Here is a 20,039-nt window from a genome sequence, read left to right as displayed (position 1 = left end):
TTCAGGAGCCGTAGGTCTGCCGCAGCTCCACCTTCCGCACCTTGCCGCTCACCGTCATCGGGAACTCGGTGAGGATCTCCACCCTGCGCGGGATCTTGTAGTGGGCCAGCCGGTCCCGGCAGAAGGCCGTGATCTCGTCCAGGGTGGGCGGGGCCGCGGGGTCGCGCGGGATCACGCAGGCCACGATCTCCTCGCCGTACCGCTCGTCGGGCACGCCGACGACCTGCACGTCCGCGATCTTGGGGTGTCCGTAGAGGAACTCCTCGATCTCGCGCGGGTACACGTTCTCCCCGCCCCGGATGATCATGTCCTTGATGCGGCCGACGATCTGCACGTAGCCGTCGTCCCGCATGACCGCGAGGTCCCCGGTGTGCATCCAGCGGCCGGGGTCGATCGCCTCGGCGGTCTTCCCCGGCTCGTCCCAGTAGCCGAGCATCACGCTGTAGCCGCGCGTGCACAGCTCCCCCGCCGTGCCGCGCTCCACGGTCAGCCCGGTCGCCGGGTCGACGACCTTCACCTCGACGTGCGGCATGACCCGGCCGACCGTGCCGGTGCGGCGGTCCAGGTCGTCGTCGCGGCGGGTCTGGGTGGAGACGGGCGAGGTCTCGGTCATGCCGTAACAGATCGACACCTCCGCCATGTTCATCTCGGCGACGACCCGCTTCATCACCTCGACCGGGCACGGCGAGCCCGCCATGATCCCGGTGCGGAGCGTGGAGAGGTCGTACGAGGCGAAGTCGGGCAGGTTGAGCTCGGCGATGAACATCGTCGGCACCCCGTAGAGGGAGGTGCAGCGCTCTTCCTGGACCGCCCTGAGGGTGGCGGCGGGGTCGAAGGAGGCGGCCGGGATGACCATGCAGGCGCCGTGCGAGGTGGCCGCGAGGTTTCCCATGACCATGCCGAAGCAGTGATAGAACGGGACGGGGATGCAGACCCTGTCCTGCTCGCTGTAGGCGATCATCTCCCCGACGAAATAACCGTTGTTGAGGATGTTGTGGTGGGAGAGCGTGGCGCCCTTCGGGAAGCCCGTCGTCCCCGAGGTGTACTGGATGTTGACGGGCTCGTCGCAGGACAGCGGCTCCGGGCGCAGCTCCCCGGGCGTCCGGGCCAGCAGGGCGTCCCAGGTCGGGTCGCCGAAGTAGACGGCCTCGCGCAACTCCGGGCATTCGGAGCGGACTTGCTCGACCATGGCCCGGTAGTCGCTCGTCTTGTGGGTGAGGGTGGCGAAGAGCAGGGAGACGCCGGCCTGCTTGAGGACGTACGCCAACTCGTGGGCGCGGTAGGCCGGATTGATGTTCACCATGATCGCGCCGATGCGGGCGGTGGCGTACTGGACGAGCACCCACTCGGCGCAGTTCACCGCCCAGATGCCGACCCGGTCGCCCTTGCGGACCCCGCTGCCGAGCAGGGACCCGGCCAGCCGGTCGACGTCCGCGCCGAACTGCGCGTACGTCCAGCGGCGCCCTCCGGGGACGTCGACGAGGGCCTCCCGGTCGGGCCAGGCGGCGACGGCCCGGTCGAGGTTGTCGGCGATGGTGTCGCCGAGGAGCGGAGTCTCCGACACCCCGTGCGCGTACGACAGGTTCATGCGAGGTCCCCTTCCACGTACTCCTTGCCGCCGCCCTCCGCCGTCAGCCGGCGCAGTTCGACGCGCCGGATCTTGCCGGAGACCGTCTTGGGCAGGTCGGCGAACTCGATGCGGCGGACGCGCTTGTACGGGGCGAGGACCGCGCGCGAGTGGGCGAAGAGGGCCTTCGCGGTCTCCTCGCCCGGCTCCCACCCGGCCGCGAGGACGATGTACGCCTTGGGGACGGCGAGGCGCAGCGGGTCGGGGGCGGGGACGACGGCGGCCTCGGCGACGGCCTCGTGCTCCAGGAGGGCGCTCTCCAGCTCGAAGGGCGAGATCTTGTAGTCGCTCGCCTTGAAGACGTCGTCGGCGCGCCCGATGTAGGTGATGTAGCCGTCCTCGTCGCGGGAGCCGATGTCGCCGGTGCGGTAGTAGCCGCCGGCCATCGCCTCCGCCGTGCGCTCCGGGTCGCCGTGGTAGCCGGTCATCAGGCCCACCGGGCTGGCGGAGAGGTCGAGGCAGATCTCGCCCTCCTCGACGTCCGGCGTGCCGCTCACGGGGTCGACCAGGGTGACCCGGAAGCCGGGGCTCGGGCGGCCCATGGAGCCTTCCTTGAGCCGCTGGCCGGGGCTGTTGGAGACCTGGACGGCGGTCTCGGTCTGGCCGAAGCCGTCCCGGATGGTGACGCCCCAGGCGCGCCGCACGGACTCGATGACCTCGGGGTTGAGCGGTTCGCCGGCGGCGACGACCTCGCGCGGCGGGGTCTTCAGCTGGCCGAGGTCGGCCTGGATCAGCATCCGCCACACGGTCGGCGGGGCGCAGAAGCTGGTGACGCCGTTCCGCTGCATCTCGTCCATGAGGCGGGCCGGGTCGAAGCGGGTGTAGTTGTGGATGAAGACGGTCGCCTCGGCGTTCCACGGGGCGAAGAGGTTGGACCAGGCGTGCTTGGCCCAGCCCGGCGAGGAGATGTTGAGGTGGACGTCGCCGGGCTTGAGGCCGATCCAGTACATCGTCGAGAGGTGGCCGACGGGGTACGAGGTGTGGGTGTGCTCGACGAGCTTGGGACGGGCGGTCGTGCCGGAGGTGAAGTACAGCATCAGGGTGTCGTCGGCGAGGGTGACGCCGTCGGGCTCGAAGACGTCCGACTCCTGGGCGGCGAGCTCGTACCCCAGCCAGTTCACCCCGTCGCCGCCGACCGAGATCCGGGTGTAGTCCCCGGGGACGTCGTCGAACTTGGCGGTGTCCTCGGCGCGCACGATGACGTGCCGGGCGCGGCCCCGGTCGACGCGGTCGCGCAGGTCGGCGGGGCCGAGGAGCGGGGTGGCGGGGATGAGGACGGCGCGCAGCTTCATGGCGGCGAGCACGGTCTCCCACAGTTCGACCTGGTTGCCGAGCATCAGGATGACGCGGTCGCCGGCGCGGACGCCCTGGGCGCGGAGCCAGTTCGCGACCCTGTTCGAGCGGGCGGACATCTCGGCGAAGCTGACCCGCGTCTCGGAGCCGTCCTCCTCGACGATGTGCAGCGCGGTCCGGTCGTTGTCCCGCGCGATGACGTCGAACCATTCGAGCGCCCAGTTGAAACGGTCGGGCCGGGGCCAGGCGAAGCCCTCGTAGGCCGTCTCGTAGTCCTCGCGATGCTGCAGCAGGAAGTCCCGGGCGGCCCGGAACCTCTCCGTCGCACCGGTCGCGCTCGTGGCCGTCATGTGTCCTCCTCATTGCGGGACTGTCCCGGACATCGTGTAATCGGTGACCCAGGTCTCACTACCCCCGTTCGGGGGTGAAGGAGTGGTTCCGTGCCCGAGATGGTGGAAGCGGTGGAGTTGCGTACGGCGCTGCTGCGGCTGAGGCGCGCCAGCGGGCTGCCCGTCGTCTTCGGCGGACTGCTCCAGGAGGGGGCCGCGGGCCGCGCGGTGCGGATCGCCGAGCTGAGCGGGGCCGTGACGCCCGCGCTGCGCGGCCTGGCGATCTCGGCGGGCTCGGGCCTGGGCGGGAAGTGCCTGGCGCTGGCGCGGCCGTGCGCGGCGACGGACTACCTGGCGTCGCGGCACATCACCCACGAGTACGACGTGCCGGTCTCGGCGGAGGGCCTGCGCGCGGTGATCGCCGTCCCCGTCGTCGTACGGCGCAAGGTGCGCGGGGTGCTGTACGGGGCGCTGCGCGAGTCCCTCCCGATCGGCGAGCGGGTCTTCGACGCGGCGATGGCGGCGGCCCGTGACGTCGAGCAGGCCCTCGCGGTGCAGGACGAGGTGCGCCGGCTGCTCGCTCCCCCGCCGCCCGGCCCGTCCTGGGAGGAGGTGCGCCAGGCGTACGGGGAGCTGCGCGAGCTGGCCCCCAAGGTCGTCGACCCCGTCCTCCGGGACCGCCTCCTCGCCGTCTGCGGCCGCCTCGAATCGGCCTCCGGCACCGCCCCCGACGCCCCCGGCGTCTCCCTCACCCCGCGCGAGGCGGACGTCCTCGCCGCCGTCGCCTCCGGCGCGACGAACGCGACGGCGGCCGGCCGCCTCGGCCTCCGCCCGGAGACGGTGAAGGGCTACCTCCGCTCCGCGATGCGCAAACTGGGCGCCCACACCCGCCTGGAGGCGGTGGTGGCGGCCCGGAGGGCGGGGGTGCTGCCGTAGGGCGGGGGCTCAGGAGTCCGCGTACACGATGTCGTACGGGGTGCCCGAAGGCGTCATGAGCCGGAGGGTCCGCTCCGCCTCGGCCGTGAGCGCCGCCCGCCCCGCGCGGGTCACGTGCGCGAAGGGCGCGAGGGTGAGCGTGGTGCGGTCCTTGCCTTCGTCGAGGTACCAGAGGCCGGCGAGGAAGCCGTCGAGGAGGAACGTGCGGTGGGCCTGGTTGCCGGTCCACGTGCGGGAGCGGTACGCGGCGGGGACCACGCGGGTGCGGTCGGCGTGCGAGAGGAGCAGGTTGTCGAACTCGGGGAGGAGGCGGGGCGGGGCGGGGGTGTCCTCGTCGGGGCGGGGAGCGTCGGGGAGGTCGAAGAGCTCGGTGCCCTGTTCGTCCCGGAAGACGAGGAGCTCCGGCCGCAGCCGCTCGAAGGCCGGGCGGAGGCGGGTGAGGCCGCACCAGAGCTGCATGTCCTTGACGGAGGCGGGCCCGAAGGCGCCCAGGTAGCGCCGTACGGTCTCGTCGAGGTCGGCGGCCTCGTCCACGACCCCGTCGAACCACGTACGGACGGTGGTGAGCGCGACCTGTCCGCTGCGCCCCCACAGGCCGCGCGGGGTGACCTGCACCATCAGGAGCAGGCAGCGGGCGGCGATGGTGAGCGCCTGCGGGTCGGCGTCGGGCCACTCCTGGAGGAGGTGTTCCCGCAGCTCCTTGGGGGTGCGGGGCCGCTCCTCGACGTATGCGGTGGCCAGGTCGGCGAGCCGGTCGAGGTCGACGCCGTCGAGCCCCTTGCGGAACATCTTCAGCTCCCGGTCGATGGCCCCGGCCTGGACGAGCCTGCGCAGACCGACGGCGTCGCGGGCGGTGTGGGTGTGGACGGTGGACCGGAGCGAGACGATCCGGGCGACGGCCCGGGACTCCATCGGCGCGGACAGCCGCTCGGGCCGGAATCCGTCGAGGCGGGCGGCGAGCGCGTAGTACGGAGGCTTGGTGTTCTGGGCCTGGAGGCCGACGAGGTGGGCGACGGCCTCCTCGACCCCGAGCGGGGCGGGGCGCAGAAGCAGCTGCCGGTCGAGGGTGGCGCGGTTCAGGGCGCGGGGGCCGAGCACGGGGTGGGTCGTCTTGAGGGCCATGACCGGCACGCTACCGAGACTTGCGGACATCTACGGTCCTCGATCGGACCCGACGGCTTCCGAGATCCGAACGGCGGCGATTCACCCCATATATCCTGCTCTAGGCCCACAGTCTGAGAAACCCGAGGAACCCGAGGAACCCGAGGAACCCGAGGAGGAGGTGCACGACGCATGTCCGACCGCCGTCCCCGCGCGGCCTGGCGCCGCCGGGCCGACGCGCCGCCCGCGTCCTCGTCCGCGCGACCGCCCTCGGCGGAGGAGCCGGGCGTGGTCCAGCCGAGCGTGGTGCAGTCGGCGCTCTACCGCGACGGCCGCCGGGTCTCCTCCCCCACCACCCTCGCGGACACGTTCCGGCAGCTGCGCGAGCACCCCGACGGCATGGCCTGGATCGGCCTCCATCGGCCGACCGAGGAGGAACTCCACTCCCTGGCCGCCGAGTTCGACCTGCACGAGCTGGCCGTCGAGGACGCGATGGAGGCCCACCAGCGCCCCAAGCTGGAACGGTACGGCGACACCCTCTTCGTCGTCCTGCGGGCCGCCCGCTACCTGGACGCCCAGGAGGAGGTCGACTTCGGCGAGCTGCACGTCTTCGTGGGCCCGGACTTCCTCATCACCGTCCGGCACGGCGCCGCCCCCGACCTCTCCGCCGTCCGCCGCCGCATGGAGGAGAACCCGGACCTCCTGGCCCTGGGCCCCGAAGCCGTCCTGTACGCGATCCTCGACGCGGTGGTCGACGGCTACGCCCCGGTGGTCGCCGGCGTCCAGAACGACATCGACGAGATCGAGACGGAGGTCTTCGGCGGCGACCCCGCGGTCTCCCGCCGCATCTACGAACTCTCCCGCGAAATGGTCGAGTTCCAGCGCGCCACCCGCCCCCTGGTGGGCATGCTCCACGCCCTCATGGCCGGCTTCGCCAAGTACGGCACGGACGAGGAACTCCAGCGCTACCTCCGCGACGTCGCCGACCACGTCACCCACACCAGCGAACGCGTCGACGGCTTCCGCCAGGCCCTGACCGAGATCCTCACGGTCAACGCGACCCTGGTCACCCAACAGCAGAACGCCGAGATGCGCGCCCTGGCGGAAGCCGGTTTCGAGCAGAACGAGGAGATCAAGAAGATCTCCGCCTGGGCCGCCATCCTCTTCGCGCCCACGCTCGTCGGGACCATCTACGGCATGAACTTCGCCACCATGCCCGAGTTGAGCTGGCACTTCGGATACCCCTTCGCGATCGGCTTGATGGGGGTCGTCTGCGTCAGCCTGTACGTGATCTTCAAGCGGCGGGACTGGCTTTGAGGGGGCCCGTGGGGTTCATCGGCCGAGGGCGTCCCTCAGTTGGGCGCGGCCCGTGATGCCGAGCTTGGGGAAGATCTTGTGGAGGTGGAAGCCGATGGTGCGGGGGGAGAGGTAGAGCCGGGCGCCGATGTCACGGTTGGTCAGGCCCTCTGCGGCGAGTTGGGCGATCTGGAGTTCCTGCGGTGTCAGGCCGGCCACGGCTTCCGGGGCGGTGGAGTCGGCCACGGCGACGCCGGCCGCGCGGAGTTCGGCGGTGGCGCGCTCGGTCCAGGGGCGGGCGTCGAGTCGTTCGAAGACTTCGAGGGCGGCGGTGAGCAGGGGGCGTGCCTCGGCGGCTCGGCGGCGGCGGCGCAGCCATTCGGCGAAGTCGAGTTGGGCCAGGGCGTGTTCGAAGGGCCATTGGGCGCCGGCGGGGTCGGCGAGTGCGGCGAGGAAGTGGGGTTCGGCGTCGTCGGGTGGGCTCAGCAGGGCCGTGGCGCGGTGCACGATCGCGTCGAGTCGGACGGAGCGGGGGGCTTCCAGGATGTCCTCGGCCGCTCGGAGCACGGCGCGGGCGTCGTCCGTCCGGCCGGCGCGGACGGCGGCCGCGGCGAGGTCGGCGAGGTAGTGGAGGGAGGCGTGGTGGTGCACGGGGGCGGGCGGGGAGTCCTGGGTGAAGACGCGGCGGAGGTGCTCGTACGCCGCCTTGTGGTCTCCTTCCGCGAGCGCCGCCATGCCGAGGGCCTGGCAGTGACGGACGTACAGGCTGCGGGACTTGCCCAGTTCGATGCCGCGGACGGCCTCGGCCGCCCGCTCCCGCGCGCCGGTGTGGTCGCCCCGGACGGCACGCAGCGTGGCCTGGAGGATCGGGGCCCCCACGGCGACGTTCTCCGCCCCCGCCTCCGCGGCCAGGCCGAAGGCCGCCTCGGCCGCGGACCCGGCGGCCGTCCAGGCTCCGCTGTCGAAGAGGGCGAGGGCGAGCGCCTGGGTGACCGTGCAGTTGGTGCCGGCCGTGGCGGCCGGGCGGAAGTGGTCCATGGCCCGGCCGAGGAGACGTATGGACAGGTCGGTCTCGTCCAGGAGCCACGCGGTGGCGCCGAGCACGATGAGTTCGCCGAGCGTGGTGGGATCCGCGAGCGGGCCTTCCCACGAGGAGCCCGTCACGTCGTGCAGGCGCTGCAGCGCCACCTCCCGGTCCGTGAAGGGGTCGGCGACCGCCTCCACCCACAGCCGGTCGACCCGGTCCGGCTGCGGGGGGATCAGATCACCGATGCGCCGGAGTTCGGAGCGGTAGAAGGGGTCGCCGGAGTTGTAGGCCGGGGTCGCCGCCGTTCCCAGCGCGTCCAGCGCCAGAGCCGGTGCCGCGGTGGCCATGGATTCGGCCACGGGCAGCAGGAATCCGAGCGCGTCCTCATGGCGGAGCGTCACGGACAGCGACCAGCCGCCGCTCAGGGAGGCCTCGGCGAGCAGCTTGGGGTCCTGTGTCAGGGGGCCGACCCGGGCCGCGATCTCGCCCACCCACTGGGGGTACCCGGCGTACATGGCGGAGACGGCGGCGGCGAGCAGGCGTCCGGCGCGGTGCTCCGCGTCCGGGGTGAGTTCGGCGGCCCGTTCGAGCGCGGTGGCCGCGGCCGCGTATCCGCCGCGGCGCCGGGAGCGCTCGGCGCTCTGCGCCAGGGCGTCGGCGACCTCCTCGTCCGGGCCGAACGCGGCCGCCGCGAGGTGCCAGGCCCGGCGGTCGGGCTCGTGCGCGAACGCGGCGGCGAGGGCCAGATGGGCCTCGCGGCGGTCGGCGAAGGAGGCGGCCCGGTGGATCGCGAAGCGGATCAGCGGATGGCGCAGCCGGACGTCGCCGTTCTCGACGCGTACGAGCCCCGCCTCCTCGGCGGGCCGCCAGACCTCGGGATCGTCCAGGGCCGGGACGGCGTGCAGGACGTCGGAGAGCCGGTCCGTGCCGGCGGCGGCCGCCAGGAGCAGCGCGTGGCGGGTCTCCGGCGGAAGGCCGGGCAGGTCGGCCGCGAACAGGCGCTCCAGCCGGGTGGTGAGGGGGAGGGCCTCGATCGCGCCCGGCCTCTGCAGGCCCGGTCCCTTGGCGAAGGCCCGCGCGAGTTCGATGAGGGCGAGCGGGTTCCCGGCGGCCTGTTCGATGATCTCGGCCCGGGCCTTGCCGCGCGGCGGATTCGGCTGCTCGTCCAGCAGGAGGCCCGCCTCCGCCCGGTCGAGGGGTCCGGTCGTCAGATGCGGGAACTCGCGGTCGAAGCGCGCCGGCACCGACTCCTCCCGTGCCGCGAGCAGCAGGGCCATCCGTTCGCCTTCGAGCCGCCTCGCGACGAACGCCAGCACGTCCAGGGAGCCGACGTCCAGCCATTGGGCGTCGTCGACGACGATGAGCAGGGGCCGTTCCGTCGCCGCCTCCGAGAGGAGGGTGAGGACGCCGGACCGGATCACGAGCGGTTCGGGGATCTGGCCGCCGTCGCCGTCGTCCATGCCGAACGCGTGCCGCAGGGCGTCGCGCTGACGCGTCGGCAGCCGGTCGAGGTCGCGGAGGACGGGGTGCAGCAGTTGGTGGACTCCCGCGAAGTCGAGGCCCTGTTCGCCCTCGCAGCCGCGCACCCGGAGCACCCGCCTGCCCCGCTTCGCGGCCAGGTCGGCGGCGTGGTCGAGGAGGGTGCTCTTGCCGGCGCCCGGCTCACCGGTCAGCACGAGCACCTTCGCGCCGGGGCCGTCCGCGGCCTCGACCAGTCTGCCGATCCACTCCACCTCGCGCGCCCTGCCCCGGATACCTCGCGTTCGTGCCTCGACGGCGCCGACGTCCATGCTCTCCCTTGTCCGCCTCACGACCGCCCCGGACCGCCCAGTGGAGCGGGGCCGGCCGTGAAATACCTGTTCACAGCGTTGCCACCATCCTGCCAGGCCTTCTTCCGGCATGACTGGTCACATGACAGAAGCGGCCTGCGCTCCCTCCTGACAGGATCCTCGCAGGGGCAGGAACCAGCCGCCCCGCGCGGGGAGTCGGAGTGCGATGACGGAGTTCGAAACGGGACGCGCGGCCGTGCCGATCGGCCGTGACGAGGAGATCGGCCTGATCCGGCGCTGCCTCGACGTACGTTCCGGGCCGCAGGCTCTGCTCCTGCTCGGGGAGACCGGCACCGGCAGGTCCCGGCTGCTGCGGTTCGCCGAGGAGACGGCCTCGGCGCACGGAGCCACGGTCCTTTCGACGCGGGGCTGGGGCGGGGAGACTCCGGCGCCCCTCAGCTCGCTGCACCGGCTGCTCCTGCCGGTCCTCGACGCTCCGGACCTGCTTCCGGAGGACCGGTGGTCCGTGCTCCGTACCGCCTTCGCGCCGGGCGCGGGATCCGGGCCCCAGGAGCGGCGCGCGCTGTGCGCCGTCACGCTGGCCGTGCTCACCCGTCTCGCCCGGACGGACCCGCTGCTGGTGGCGGTGGACGACGCCCAGGACTGCGACGACGCCTCCCTGGACGTCCTGTTCTCCGTACGGCGGCAGCTCACGCACCAGGCGGTGACCATGCTGTTCACCGCACGCGGCGAGGCTCCCCCGTCCGGGTTCCCGGCCTGCCTTCCCGTCCTGCGGCTCGGCCCGCTGTCCCCCGGGGCGGCGGCCCGGCTCCTGGACGCGCAGCCCGACGCGCCCCGGGGGCGGCTCCGTCTCGACCTGCTCCGGCGGGCGGAGGGCAATCCGCTGGCGGTCGTCGAGCTGAACCGGGCGTCGCGCGTCGGCGCCGGGCCGGCCCCGCAGGCTTTCGCCGCGCGTCTGGACGCCCTCCCGGAGGACACCCGGCGCGCGCTGCTCTACGCGTCGGCCGCGCTGCGGGAGGAGGAACTTCCCGTCGTGATGGCCGCCTTGGGCACCGACGACCTCACCGTGTGGACCCCGGCGGAGGAAGCCGGCCTGATCCGCATCGCCGACGGCCGCCTCGCGTTCGGTCACCCGCTGACGCGTGCGGCGGCCTTCCACCGGCAGCCCGCGAAGCTGCGGCAGCGGGCCCACCGGGACCTGGCGGCGGCAGCGGGCCAGAGCCCTGCGCACCGGGCCTGGCATCTGGCCGCGGCCGCGATCGGCCCCGACGAGGCGGTGGCCTCCGCCCTGGAGCGGACGACCGCCGTCCACGCCCTGAGCGTGGGAGACCGCTTCGCCTCGGCGAAGGCGCTGGAGCAGGCGGCGCGGCTCAGCGGGACCGACGAGGGCCGGGCCCGCCGCCTCGCCGCGGCCATGGCGGCGGTGAGCGATCTCGGGGATCCGGAGTGGGTCCGCGAGCTGTACGACGAGTTCTGCCGGGTCAACCGTGACCCGGACCTGCGGTGCGCCGCCGTCTGCGCCATGGCCGGAGCGCTGGCGCTGCTCTCGTTCCAGCGGGAGGCCTTCGGGCTCCTCCTCGACCTGTGGCGGCACTCTCCCCCGCGTACCGCCACCGCCTCCCTCTCGCTCACCGCGCTCGCGGCGGCGATCGCCCACCAGTCCGGTCTGCCCGAGCACCGGGGGGAGCTGCAGCGTCTGCTCGACCACGCCGGCCGGGTGGTCCGGGAGGAGCCCGGGACGCGGGACGACCGGGCCGGGCGCTCCGGTGCCGCGACGCCCGCCGGGCCCGTGGAGCCCATGGGCCGGGACGGCTGCGGCGGGCTCACCGGCCCCGGGGTGCCGGACGCCATGAAGGCCTATGTGTCGATGGGCATCGGGGGCCACGACGGCGGCACCGCCCGCCGGGCGCCCGTCGCGCTGCCCGGACCGCTCGACGGCCGGGCTTCACTGGCCCGGCTGCTGGCCGACGCCTCGGTGGCGTACTACAGCGACGAGTCGGAGCTGTGCGCGGAGATGCACCGGCAGGCGAGCACCGTGCACGGCGCCTCCTGGGCGTGGGGCCCGCGCGTGTGGGCGCTGCCGAGCCATGTGGACACCCTCATCGCGATGGGCCGGTGGCCGGAGGCCCAGGTCCAGATCGAGGAAGGGCGCTCCCGCGCGGGAGTCCACCGGCTGACCCGCGTCGACATGGACCTCGAAGCGCTGGAGGTGACGCTGCGCGCACTGCGCGGCGACAGCCTGCCGGAGGTCCCCTTCACCGGTCCGTCCTGGCGCTCCGTCAACCTCGGCGAGAACCGCGCCACTCGGGCCAGGATGCTGCGCGCCAGCGGGCTCCACGCGCTGGCCCTGGGGGACGCGGAGCGTGCGTTCCGCCACTTCAGGGACCTGTTCGACGAGGACGGAGCGCCGCTCTCCCCCTTCCTGTCCCCGCGCTCGATCAGCGAACTGGCGGCCGCCGCGCGGCGCGTCGGCCGGAAGGAGGAGGCCGCGCGCGTCCTCGGCGCGGTGCGGGCGGGTCTGGGCGAGCGGCCGACGACCCGCATGACGCTCCTGATGCACCACGCGGCCGCCCTCGTCGACGAGGACGCGGACCCCGAGCACCACTTCCGGCTGGCTCTGGTCAACCCCGCGGCCGACACCTGGCCGTGGGAACGGGCCCAGGCCCGTCTGCACTACGCGATCTGGCTGCGCAGGCGCCGAAGGCCCCTGGAGGCCCGCGCCCAGTTGACCGCGGTCCTCGAAGCGGCGGTCCGGCTCGACGCCCGGGCGCTCGCGGACGCGGCCCGCGGCGAGCTGCGCGCGGCGGGTGTCGCCGACGCCTCCGCGTCCGCCTCCGCCCAGCGACTGGCCGAGCTGACGGCCCAGCAGCAGCAGATCGCGCGGCTCGCCGCGGGTGGCCTGTCGAACCGTGAGATCGGTGAGCGGCTGTTCCTCTCACCGCGTACGGTGGGCTCGCACCTCTACAACGTCTATCCCAAACTCGGCATCAGCAGCCGCCATCAGCTCCGGGACCTCCTGCACGACAGCTGACGTACGACCGACACCACCGGAGAGACCCGAACGAGAGGCGGAACGCATGCGGCCGGACCCCGAGGGGGAGGCACGCGCCGGACGACCGTCGCCCGTGATCCTGGATCCTCTGGTGCAGCGCCTTCTCGACGCCTCGGCGGCACCGCCCTTCCTCCACGAGCTGGAGCCGGAGACCGCCCGCCAGGCCCTGCGGGAGGCCCAGGGCGACCGGATCGACGACTTCGACGTGGACGCCACCTTCCACGCGGCGCCCGTGGGCCCCACCGGCCTGGTGGGCTTCTGGATCTTCCGGCCCACCGGTGTGACGGACCCGCCCCCCACCGTGCTCTACGTCCACGGCGGCCGCTGGATGCTGGGCGACGCCCAGACGCACGCGTGGCTGGTCAGCGAGCTGGTGCGCCACGCGGGCGTCGCGGCCCTCGTCCCCGAGTACAGCCGCACGCCCGAGAGCCGCTATCCGGTCGCCCTGGAGGAGTGCTACGCCCTGCTGACCTGGGCGTCCGGGCAGGGCGAACCGCTCGGACTCGACACCGGCCGGCTCGCGGTCGCCGGCGACTGCGCGGGCGCCACCCTGGCCACGGCGCTCACGCTCCTCGCCCGGGCGCGCGGGGGTCCGGAGATCCGCGCCCAGCTGCTGTACTACCCGCTGACCGACGCCCGTTGCGACAGCCCGTCGCAGCGGCGGTTCGCCACGGGATATCTGCTCACCCGGGAGGCCGTGCGGTCCTACTGGCGGCAGTACGCGGCCGATCCCCGGCAGCGCGACGAGCCGACCGCGTCCCCGCTGCGGGCGAGTACGGCCGCGCTGGCGGGGCTGCCGCCGGCCCTCGTCGTCACGGCGGAGGCCGATGCGACCCGGGACGAGGCGGAGGAGTACGCCGACCGGCTGCGCCAGGCCGGTGTCGCCGCGACCACGGCACGGTTCCAGGGCACGGTCCACGACTTCGCCTCCCTGACCGCGCTGCGCGACAGCCCGCCGACGCGGGCGGCGGTCCGGCTCGGCGGCATGTTCCTGCGCGACCGGCTGCGGTGAGGGCGGCCGCGGGACGCCGTCCCGGGCACTGACGCCTCCGGCGGGAGCGGGCCGGGTCGCCGGAAGAGTCCGGAAGAGTCCGGGCGGGTCCGGGCGGGTCGGGTGCCGGGCAGAGCACCAGTCGGGTGACTGATGGCAACGGGGGCGAGCCGTCCGAGACTGGAAGCGGGAGACGGCCGCATCGTCGGCGGCGTCCCCGAGTCCCGTCCGCGGGAACCGGCTTCGCACCGGTCGCGGGCGCACGTTCCGCTGTTTCCGGCGCTCCTCGGGGAGCGCCGCCCGACCATGCCTAGGGGTCGCGATGTCCGTCGTCCTGTCCACACTGCCGCTCTCGCCGTCCGAGCGGGCGGACTACTGGCACAGTGCGGTCTCCGACACCTTCATCCCGCTGGACGTCATGCTGCACGAGAGAGAGCCCTCGGTGGGGACGATCGCCACCGACCGGCTCGGTCCCCTCCAGATCTCGGTGGTCGAGGCCGGCCCGCAGACGGTGTCGCGGCACTCCTCCCTGATCTCCCGGGGCGGCGGGGAGTACCTGACCGTCACCCTCCAGCACCGGGGAACGGGACGGCTCACCCAGGACGGGGTCGAGGCCCTCGCCCGGCCCGGCACCTTCACCTGCTCCGACGCCGGCCGGCCGTACCGGAGGGAGCAGCCGGACGACTTCCGGTTCACGGCGATCCGGGTGCCGAAGGAGGTGCTGGGCGTCTCGGACACCGACCTGCGGGCGGTCACCGGGGCCGTGTTCGACAGCCGCGGCGGCACGTCCGGAGTGGTCGCCGGATATCTGGAGCGCCTGGCGGACCGGGCCGCCGGGTTCGATCCGTACACGGGCCGGCAGCTCGCGATGACCGCCGCGGACCTGCTGACGGTGCTGGTCCGCGAACGGCAGGGGCGGCTGAACCCCCATGCGTCGGAGGTGGCCCACGGCATGCTGGTGCGCGTCAAGGAGTACATCCTGCGGCACCTGGCCGACCCCGCGCTCTCTCCGGAGAGGATCGCGGGCGCGCACCACATGTCCGTCCGGTACCTGCACAGGCTCTTCCAGTCGGAAGGGACCACGGTGGGCCGCTGGATCCACCGCGAGCGCCTGGAGAGGTGCCGGCGGGAGCTGTCCCGGCCGGCGCGGACGGCGCCCGCCGTGTCGGCGGTGGCCCAGCGCTGGGGGTTCGTGAACCCGTCCCACTTCAGCCGCGCCTTCCGCACCGCGTACGGGATGTCCCCCCGGGAATGGCAGTCGAGCACGCGCCCCGCGTGAACCGGGGGCGCGTGCTCTTCAGGGGCGGGCGCTCACCCCTGGGAACCGGCGGGGTGGGGCGTCACTTCGCCAGGAAGGCGAGGAGGGCGGCGTTGACCTCCTCGGCGTGGGTCCACAGCAGGCCGTGCGGGGCGCCCTCGATCTCGACGTAGTCGGCGGAGGGGAGCGCCTTGTGGAAGGGACGCGCGGTGCCCTCGGCGGGCAGGATGCGGTCGGCCGTGCCGTGCAGGATCAGGGCGGGCACGTCGACGGACGGGATGTCGGCGCGGAAGTCGGTGTACCAGGTCGACGGCGCGGCGGAAGCGGCGAAGGAGCCGCCGCCGGCCGCGGTGTTCCAGCTGTTGCGGACGGCCTCCTCGCTGATCCGGGTGCCCAGGTTCTCGTCGAGGTTGTAGAAGTCGTTGAAGAAGGCCGTGTAGTAGGCGTAGCGGTCGGCCTTGACGGCGGCCACGACCCCGTCGAAGAACTCCTGCGGGGCCACGCCGTCCGGGTTGTCCTCGGACTTGAGCAGGCAGGGCTCCAGCGAGGCCAGGAAGGCGACCTTGGCGACGCGGGCGGAGCCGTACGTGGACACGTAGCGGGCGACCTCGCCGGTGCCCATGGAGAAGCCGACGAGGACGGCGTCGTTCAGGTCGAGGGTCTCCATCACGGTGTTCAGGTCGGCCGCGAAGGTGTCGTAGTCGTAGCCGGTCGTCGGCTGGGAGGACTGCCCGAATCCGCGGCGGTCGTACGTGATCACGCGGTGCCCGGCGTCGAGCAGCGCGGCGGTCTGGCGCTCCCAGGAGTGGCCGTCGAGCGGGAAGCCGTGGATGAGGACGACGGGCTGCCCGGTGCCGTGGTCCTCGTAGTAGAGGTCGATGGCGGTGGTGTTCTCCTGGCCCACGGTGATGTACGGCATGGGTTGTCTCCTTGTTGCGGATCGATGTCGATGTGGATCAATGGGGAATGGGAAAGGGCTGGTCCGCGCCTCTGTGCGGTGCGGAACGCCGTCACGCTACGGACGGGGGAGCGCCGCCGGTTGCCGCTCCACGCACGGCGTCTTGCCTCTGAGCGCAGCGCTCCGCCTTCGCGCGGGGAGGGAGTCGTGGGTGGGGGGATTCGCGTGCGTCACAGACCGAACCGTGCCCGGCGCGTCTCGGGCACCAGGTCGGCGTACTCGGGGTGCTTGTGGATCCAGCCCCGGATGAAGGGGCAGTACGGCAGGACGCGGAGCCCGCGTGCGCGGGCGTCGTCGAGGGCGCCCCGGGCGAGCAGCCCGCCCAGGCCCCGCCCGGCGAACCGGGGATCGGTCTCGGTGTGGATGAAGGCGATCTCGCCCTCCGAGAGGTGGTACTCGGCGAAGCCCGCGGTCTCGGTGCCGTCGTCACCGGCGAGGATCTCGTACCGGGACTTCTCGGGGCGGTCCACCACCTGCGGTTCCATGGGTGCTCCAGTGCGTTTCGGTGTACGGGGGTGAGGAAGCGGATCAGAGCGTGCGGCGCACGCCCGCCTGGCGTTCGAGGTTGCGCAGCTGGACGGCCAGGTCGCCTTCCACGGCCAGGTGGGCGGGGCCGCTGCGGCCGATGGGCAGGACCTGCTCGCTGCGCATGTCCTCCAGCATCAGCGCGAACGCCGTGTACATCGCGACGAGCGCCACCACGAGGCCGAGCGCACCGGACGTGCGCGTCAGCCATTCGGCGCCCGTGATGCCCGCGAGGCCCGTGGCCGCCCAGCGGGGCAGGGAGACCGCGAGGACGAGCCACAGCGCCCGCTTGGGCCCGGTCACCGCGGTCATCAGCGCCCCGAAGCAGAGGAGCGCCAGGTTGAACACGCCGAGGACCCGAAGGCCGTCGGCGGCGCCGGTGAGCATGATGAGCGAGTAGGGCAGCCAGCTGCCGGCGAACACCGCCATCAGCGTCGCGGCGATCACGTCACGGGCACCGAAGGCGAGGAAGCTCACCAGGAGTTGGAGGACGAAGGCCGGAAGCACGCAGAAGGCGACGGCGGCACGGGCCTCCTCCCCGAAGATCCCGAGCTGGAGGCAGCCCGTCATCACGGAGGCGATGGCTATCGTGAAGAAGCCCAACGGCATCGGCGAGGCGATGGGGCGCAGGTTGATCCGGGTCATCGACCGGAGGTCGGGCTCGAAGCGGCGCCCCGGCCCGACGCCGTCGCCGGGGGCGGGGGCGGGGCCGGAGGCGGGGTCAGGGCCGGGGCCGGAGTCAGGGCCGGGCCCAGAGCCGGAGCCGTCGCCGGGGCCGGAGGCCGAGCCGGGGCCGGAGGCCGAGCCGGGGCCGGAGGCCGAGCCGGGGCCGGAGGCCGAGGTGGAGGCGGAGCCGGGGGCAGGGGCGGAGTCGGAGGCGGAGTCGTCGCCGGGGGCAGGGGTGGAGTCGGAGGCGGAGTCGTCGCCGGGGGCAGGGGTGGAGTCGGGGCCCGGCCCAGGGGCAGGGGCGGAGTCGGTACTCATCGTGGCGGTCTCTCGTTCAGTGCTCGAAGCAGGGGTCGAGGAACGGCGGAGGCGTCTCGGGGAGGGAGCCGCGGGCGACGCGCCACCGGCGGTGGTGCTCGGACTCGGCGACGGCCTCGGCCATGAGCGCCGCCTGCCGGGCACCCCCCTGACCCGACTGGTAGCCGCCGAAGTGGGCCACCGGGCTCCACTCCGGATCGACCGGCGGGACGGCCTCGTCCAGTCCCTCGTACTCCGCGCTCGCGTAGACGATCCGGCCGCCGACGACGGTGAGCACGGACTCGATGTCGGGGATGACGTCCTCGGGCACGGTGAGGTAGTCGTCGGACAGGATCGCGAGGTCGCCGTAACAGCCTTCCCGCAGGCTTCCCTTGACGTCCTGCTCGCCGGTGATCCGCGCTCCGCCCCGGGTGTAGAGGTCGAGGGCGGTCTCCCGGTCGATCAGGTTCCCGGCCGGGTAGAGCGCGGTGCCGCCGACGGTGCGCCCGGTCACCAGCCAGTGGAGCGCGACCCACGGGTTGTACGAGGAGACGCGGGTGGCATCGGTTCCGGCGGCGACGGTCAGGCCCCGGTCGAGCATGGCCCGGACCGGCGGGGTGTGGGCGGCGGCCTCGGCTCCGTAACGGTCGCGGAAGGCCGTGCCCTGGAAGGACATCCGGTTCTGGACGGACAGGGCGCCGCCGAGGGCGGCGATCCGGTCCAGGCTGTCGGCCGAGACGGTCTCCGCGTGGTCGAAGAGCCAGCGGTTGCCGCCGGGGAAGAGTCCTTCCGCCGCGAGCTTCTCGAAGACGGCCAGGTCGCGACGGATCGTCTCGTCGTACGTCGCGTGGAGCCGGAAGCCCCAGCCGTTCTCCATCAGGAGCCGGACGGCCTGCTCGAACTCGGGCTCGTATCCTCCGAGTTCGGGACGGGGCTCGGAGAAGTTCTCGAAGTCGGCGGCGGCCCAGGTCAGGTTCTCGCCGGCGCCGTTCAGCCGGAGCCACTCGTCCCCGTCCCCGGGCTTGACCATCTCGGTCCAGCGCTTGAGGTCGGCGAGCTCCTGCCCGGCCGTCTGCGGGAAGAGGTGGTAGGCGATCCGGAGGGTCAACTCCCCCGACCTGGCGAGGTCGACGACGGTGGCGTAGTTGTCGGGGAAGTTCTGGAACCCGCCGGCGGCGTCGACCGCGGACGTCAGGCCGAAGCGGTTCAGCTCGCGCAGGAAGTGCCGGGTCGACGTCCGCTTGTCGGCCTCGTCGAGGGCGGGCGCCTTGGCCAGGGTCGAGTAGAGGATGAGCGCGCCCGGCGCCGCGAGGAGGACGCCGTTGGGTTCGCCGTCCCGGCCGCGTACGATCTGGCCGCCGCGGGGATCGGGGGTGTCGCGGGTGAATCCGGCGGCCTTGACCGCGGCCCGGTTCATCAGCGCCGACTGGTACAGGTGCAGGACGAACACCGGGGTGTCGGGGGCGGCGGCGTTCAGCTCGGCGACGGTCGGCATCCTGCGCTCGGCGAACTGTTCGGCGGTCCAGCCGCCGACGACCCGGATCCACTGCCCCTTGGGGGTGCGGCCGGCCTGCTCGCGCAGCATGGCCAGGGCGTGGCGGAGGCTGCGCACCCCGTCCCAGCGCAGCTCCAGGACGTAGTTGAGACCGCCCCGGATGACGTGCAGGTGCGAGTCGTTCAGGCCGGGGATCACCCGCCTGCCGAGGGCGTCGACCACCTTCGTCCCCGGCCCGACGAGGGGGGCGAGGTCGTGGTCGTCGCCGAGGGCCGCGACCCGGCCGTCGCGGAGGGCGACGGCGCGGGCCTCGGGACGGGCGGGGTCACCGGTGAACACCTTGGCGTTGCGGACGAGGAGGTCGGCGTGCGCGTGTTCCCGCCGCGGGGCGGGCACGAGGCCGGCCACCGGCATGCTCGTCGACGGGCCGGTCATGCGAGGGCCTTGCGCAGGGTGTCGGTGGCGACGCCGATGGCGAGTTCGGCGGCCTGCGTCTCGCGCAGCGCGTTCAGCATCACGAAGTCGTGGATGACGCCCTGGACGCGCAGGGCGGTGACGGGGACACCGGCGGCGCGGAGCTTCGCCGCGTACGCCTCGCCCTCGTCGCGCAGGACGTCGGCCTCGGCGGTGATGACCAGGGCGGGCGGCAGGCCGGTGAGCTGCTCGGTGGTGGCGCGGAGCGGGGAGGCGGTGATCTGGGCGCGCTCGGCCTCCTCGGTCGTGTACTGGTCCCAGAACCACTTCATGGCGTCGCGGCGCAGGAAGTAGCCCTCGGCGAAGGCGTGGTACGAGTCGGTGTCGAAGCTCGCGTCGGTGACCGGGTAGAAGAGGACCTGGTGGGCGAGGCGGACGTCGCCGCGCTGCTTGGCCATGAGGGTGAGGGCGGCGGTCATGTTCCCGCCGACGGAGTCGCCGGCGACGGCGATCCGGGTGCCGTCGAGGTCCTTGTGGTGGCCCTCGCGGGCGACCCACTGGGCGACGCCGTAGTTCTGCTCGATGGCGACGGGGTAGCGGGCCTCGGGCGAGAGGTCGTACTCGGGGAAGACGACGGCCGCCCCCGTGCCGACGGCGAGTTCGCGCACCAGCCGGTCGTGGGTGTGGGCGTTGCCGAAGACCCAGCCGGCGCCGTGGATGTAGAGGACGACGGGCAGGAGCCCGGTGGCGCCGCGCGGGCGGACGATCCGGACGCGGACGTCGCCGGTCGGGCCGCCGTGGACGGTGATCCACTCCTCGTCGACGGCGGGCAGCGGGACGCCCTCACCGTTCTGGACGTCGTCGACGGCCTTGCGGCCTTCGGCCACGGGGATCTCGTACAGGAACGGCGGCTGGGCGGTGGCCTCGGCGAAGGCCTGGGCGGCGGGTTCGAGGCTCCGCGTGTTCGGATTCGACATGGGGGTT

14 protein-coding genes are annotated in these 20,039 nt (G+C 73.4%); 5 read left to right on the top strand and 9 right to left on the bottom strand.

What is annotated here, in order from left to right:
- Nucleotide 1 precedes the first annotated feature (1 nt).
- Both ACFYUS_RS36745 and ACFYUS_RS36740 read right to left on the bottom strand, forming a co-directional pair.
- Nucleotides 2–1,588 (bottom strand): AMP-binding protein, encoded by a 1,587-nt coding sequence (locus ACFYUS_RS36745; RefSeq protein ID WP_388862237.1) that lies wholly within the window; start codon nt 1,586–1,588, stop codon nt 2–4.
- The gene (locus ACFYUS_RS36740; RefSeq protein WP_388862235.1) at nt 1,585–3,270 is read right to left on the bottom strand and encodes an AMP-binding protein; all 1,686 of its coding nucleotides are present in this window, start codon (nt 3,268–3,270) and stop codon (nt 1,585–1,587) included. Before ACFYUS_RS36740 ends, ACFYUS_RS36745 begins: the two co-directional genes overlap by 4 nt.
- 90 nt (nt 3,271–3,360) lie before the next feature.
- On the opposite strand from ACFYUS_RS36740, the gene ACFYUS_RS36735 reads away from it, so the two are divergent.
- Nucleotides 3,361–4,185: a LuxR C-terminal-related transcriptional regulator gene (locus ACFYUS_RS36735; RefSeq protein WP_388862233.1), complete on the top strand. Its 825-nt coding sequence runs from the start codon at nt 3,361–3,363 to the stop codon at nt 4,183–4,185.
- 9 nt (nt 4,186–4,194) lie between these two features.
- On the opposite strand, the gene ACFYUS_RS36730 is transcribed toward ACFYUS_RS36735, so the two are convergent.
- Nucleotides 4,195–5,307, bottom strand: coding sequence for a winged helix DNA-binding domain-containing protein (locus ACFYUS_RS36730; RefSeq protein WP_388862231.1), 1,113 nt, complete (start codon nt 5,305–5,307; stop codon nt 4,195–4,197).
- A gap of 171 nt (nt 5,308–5,478) precedes the next feature.
- Between ACFYUS_RS36730 and ACFYUS_RS36725 the strand changes: the two genes are divergently transcribed.
- Nucleotides 5,479–6,603 carry a magnesium and cobalt transport protein CorA gene (locus tag ACFYUS_RS36725; protein ID WP_388862229.1) on the top strand — a complete coding sequence of 375 codons (1,125 nt, stop codon included), beginning with the start codon at nt 5,479–5,481 and terminating at the stop codon, nt 6,601–6,603.
- A gap of 15 nt (nt 6,604–6,618) precedes the next feature.
- Here the strand turns inward: ACFYUS_RS36725 and ACFYUS_RS36720 are convergent, their stop codons facing one another.
- Nucleotides 6,619–9,399, bottom strand: coding sequence for an AAA family ATPase (locus ACFYUS_RS36720; protein WP_388862227.1), 2,781 nt, complete (start codon nt 9,397–9,399; stop codon nt 6,619–6,621).
- Between the two features lie 205 nt (nt 9,400–9,604).
- On the opposite strand from ACFYUS_RS36720, the gene ACFYUS_RS36715 reads away from it, so the two are divergent.
- The 3 genes from ACFYUS_RS36715 (at nt 9,605) to ACFYUS_RS36705 (ending at nt 14,721) form a co-directional block, all read left to right on the top strand.
- Nucleotides 9,605–12,430: an AAA family ATPase gene (locus tag ACFYUS_RS36715; protein WP_388862225.1), complete on the top strand. Its 2,826-nt coding sequence runs from the start codon at nt 9,605–9,607 to the stop codon at nt 12,428–12,430.
- Between the two features lie 112 nt (nt 12,431–12,542).
- Nucleotides 12,543–13,463, top strand: a complete 921-nt coding sequence (locus tag ACFYUS_RS36710; protein ID WP_388862223.1) for an alpha/beta hydrolase — start codon at nt 12,543–12,545, stop codon at nt 13,461–13,463.
- A gap of 301 nt (nt 13,464–13,764) precedes the next feature.
- A complete protein-coding gene (locus ACFYUS_RS36705; RefSeq protein ID WP_388862221.1) occupies nt 13,765–14,721 on the top strand; it encodes a helix-turn-helix domain-containing protein in 957 nt (318 codons plus the stop codon).
- 61 nt (nt 14,722–14,782) lie between these two features.
- Here ACFYUS_RS36705 and ACFYUS_RS36700 read toward each other — a convergent pair whose 3' ends face one another.
- From ACFYUS_RS36700 to ACFYUS_RS36680, 5 genes are all read right to left on the bottom strand, one after another.
- Nucleotides 14,783–15,619 (bottom strand): alpha/beta fold hydrolase, encoded by an 837-nt coding sequence (locus ACFYUS_RS36700; protein ID WP_388862219.1) that lies wholly within the window; start codon nt 15,617–15,619, stop codon nt 14,783–14,785.
- Between the two features lie 209 nt (nt 15,620–15,828).
- Nucleotides 15,829–16,143, bottom strand: a complete 315-nt coding sequence (locus ACFYUS_RS36695) for a GNAT family N-acetyltransferase (RefSeq protein WP_388862217.1) — start codon at nt 16,141–16,143, stop codon at nt 15,829–15,831.
- 43 nt (nt 16,144–16,186) lie between these two features.
- The gene (locus ACFYUS_RS36690) at nt 16,187–17,167 is read right to left on the bottom strand and encodes a GPR1/FUN34/YaaH family transporter (protein WP_388862215.1); all 981 of its coding nucleotides are present in this window, start codon (nt 17,165–17,167) and stop codon (nt 16,187–16,189) included.
- Nucleotides 17,168–17,183: 16 nt separating this feature from the next.
- Nucleotides 17,184–19,076: an amidohydrolase gene (locus ACFYUS_RS36685; RefSeq protein ID WP_388862213.1), complete on the bottom strand. Its 1,893-nt coding sequence runs from the start codon at nt 19,074–19,076 to the stop codon at nt 17,184–17,186.
- Complete coding sequence (locus ACFYUS_RS36680) at nt 19,073–20,032, bottom strand: alpha/beta hydrolase (RefSeq protein WP_388862211.1); 960 nt, start codon at nt 20,030–20,032, stop codon at nt 19,073–19,075. Before ACFYUS_RS36680 ends, ACFYUS_RS36685 begins: the two co-directional genes overlap by 4 nt.
- Nucleotides 20,033–20,039 lie beyond the last annotated feature (7 nt).

This window comes from Streptomyces sp. NPDC004284 (assembly GCF_042874035.1).
Lineage (GTDB): Bacteria > Actinomycetota > Actinomycetes > Streptomycetales > Streptomycetaceae > Streptomyces.
The sequence above is the reverse complement of the archived record's forward strand: the minus strand, read 5'-3'. Positions and strand labels throughout refer to the sequence as shown.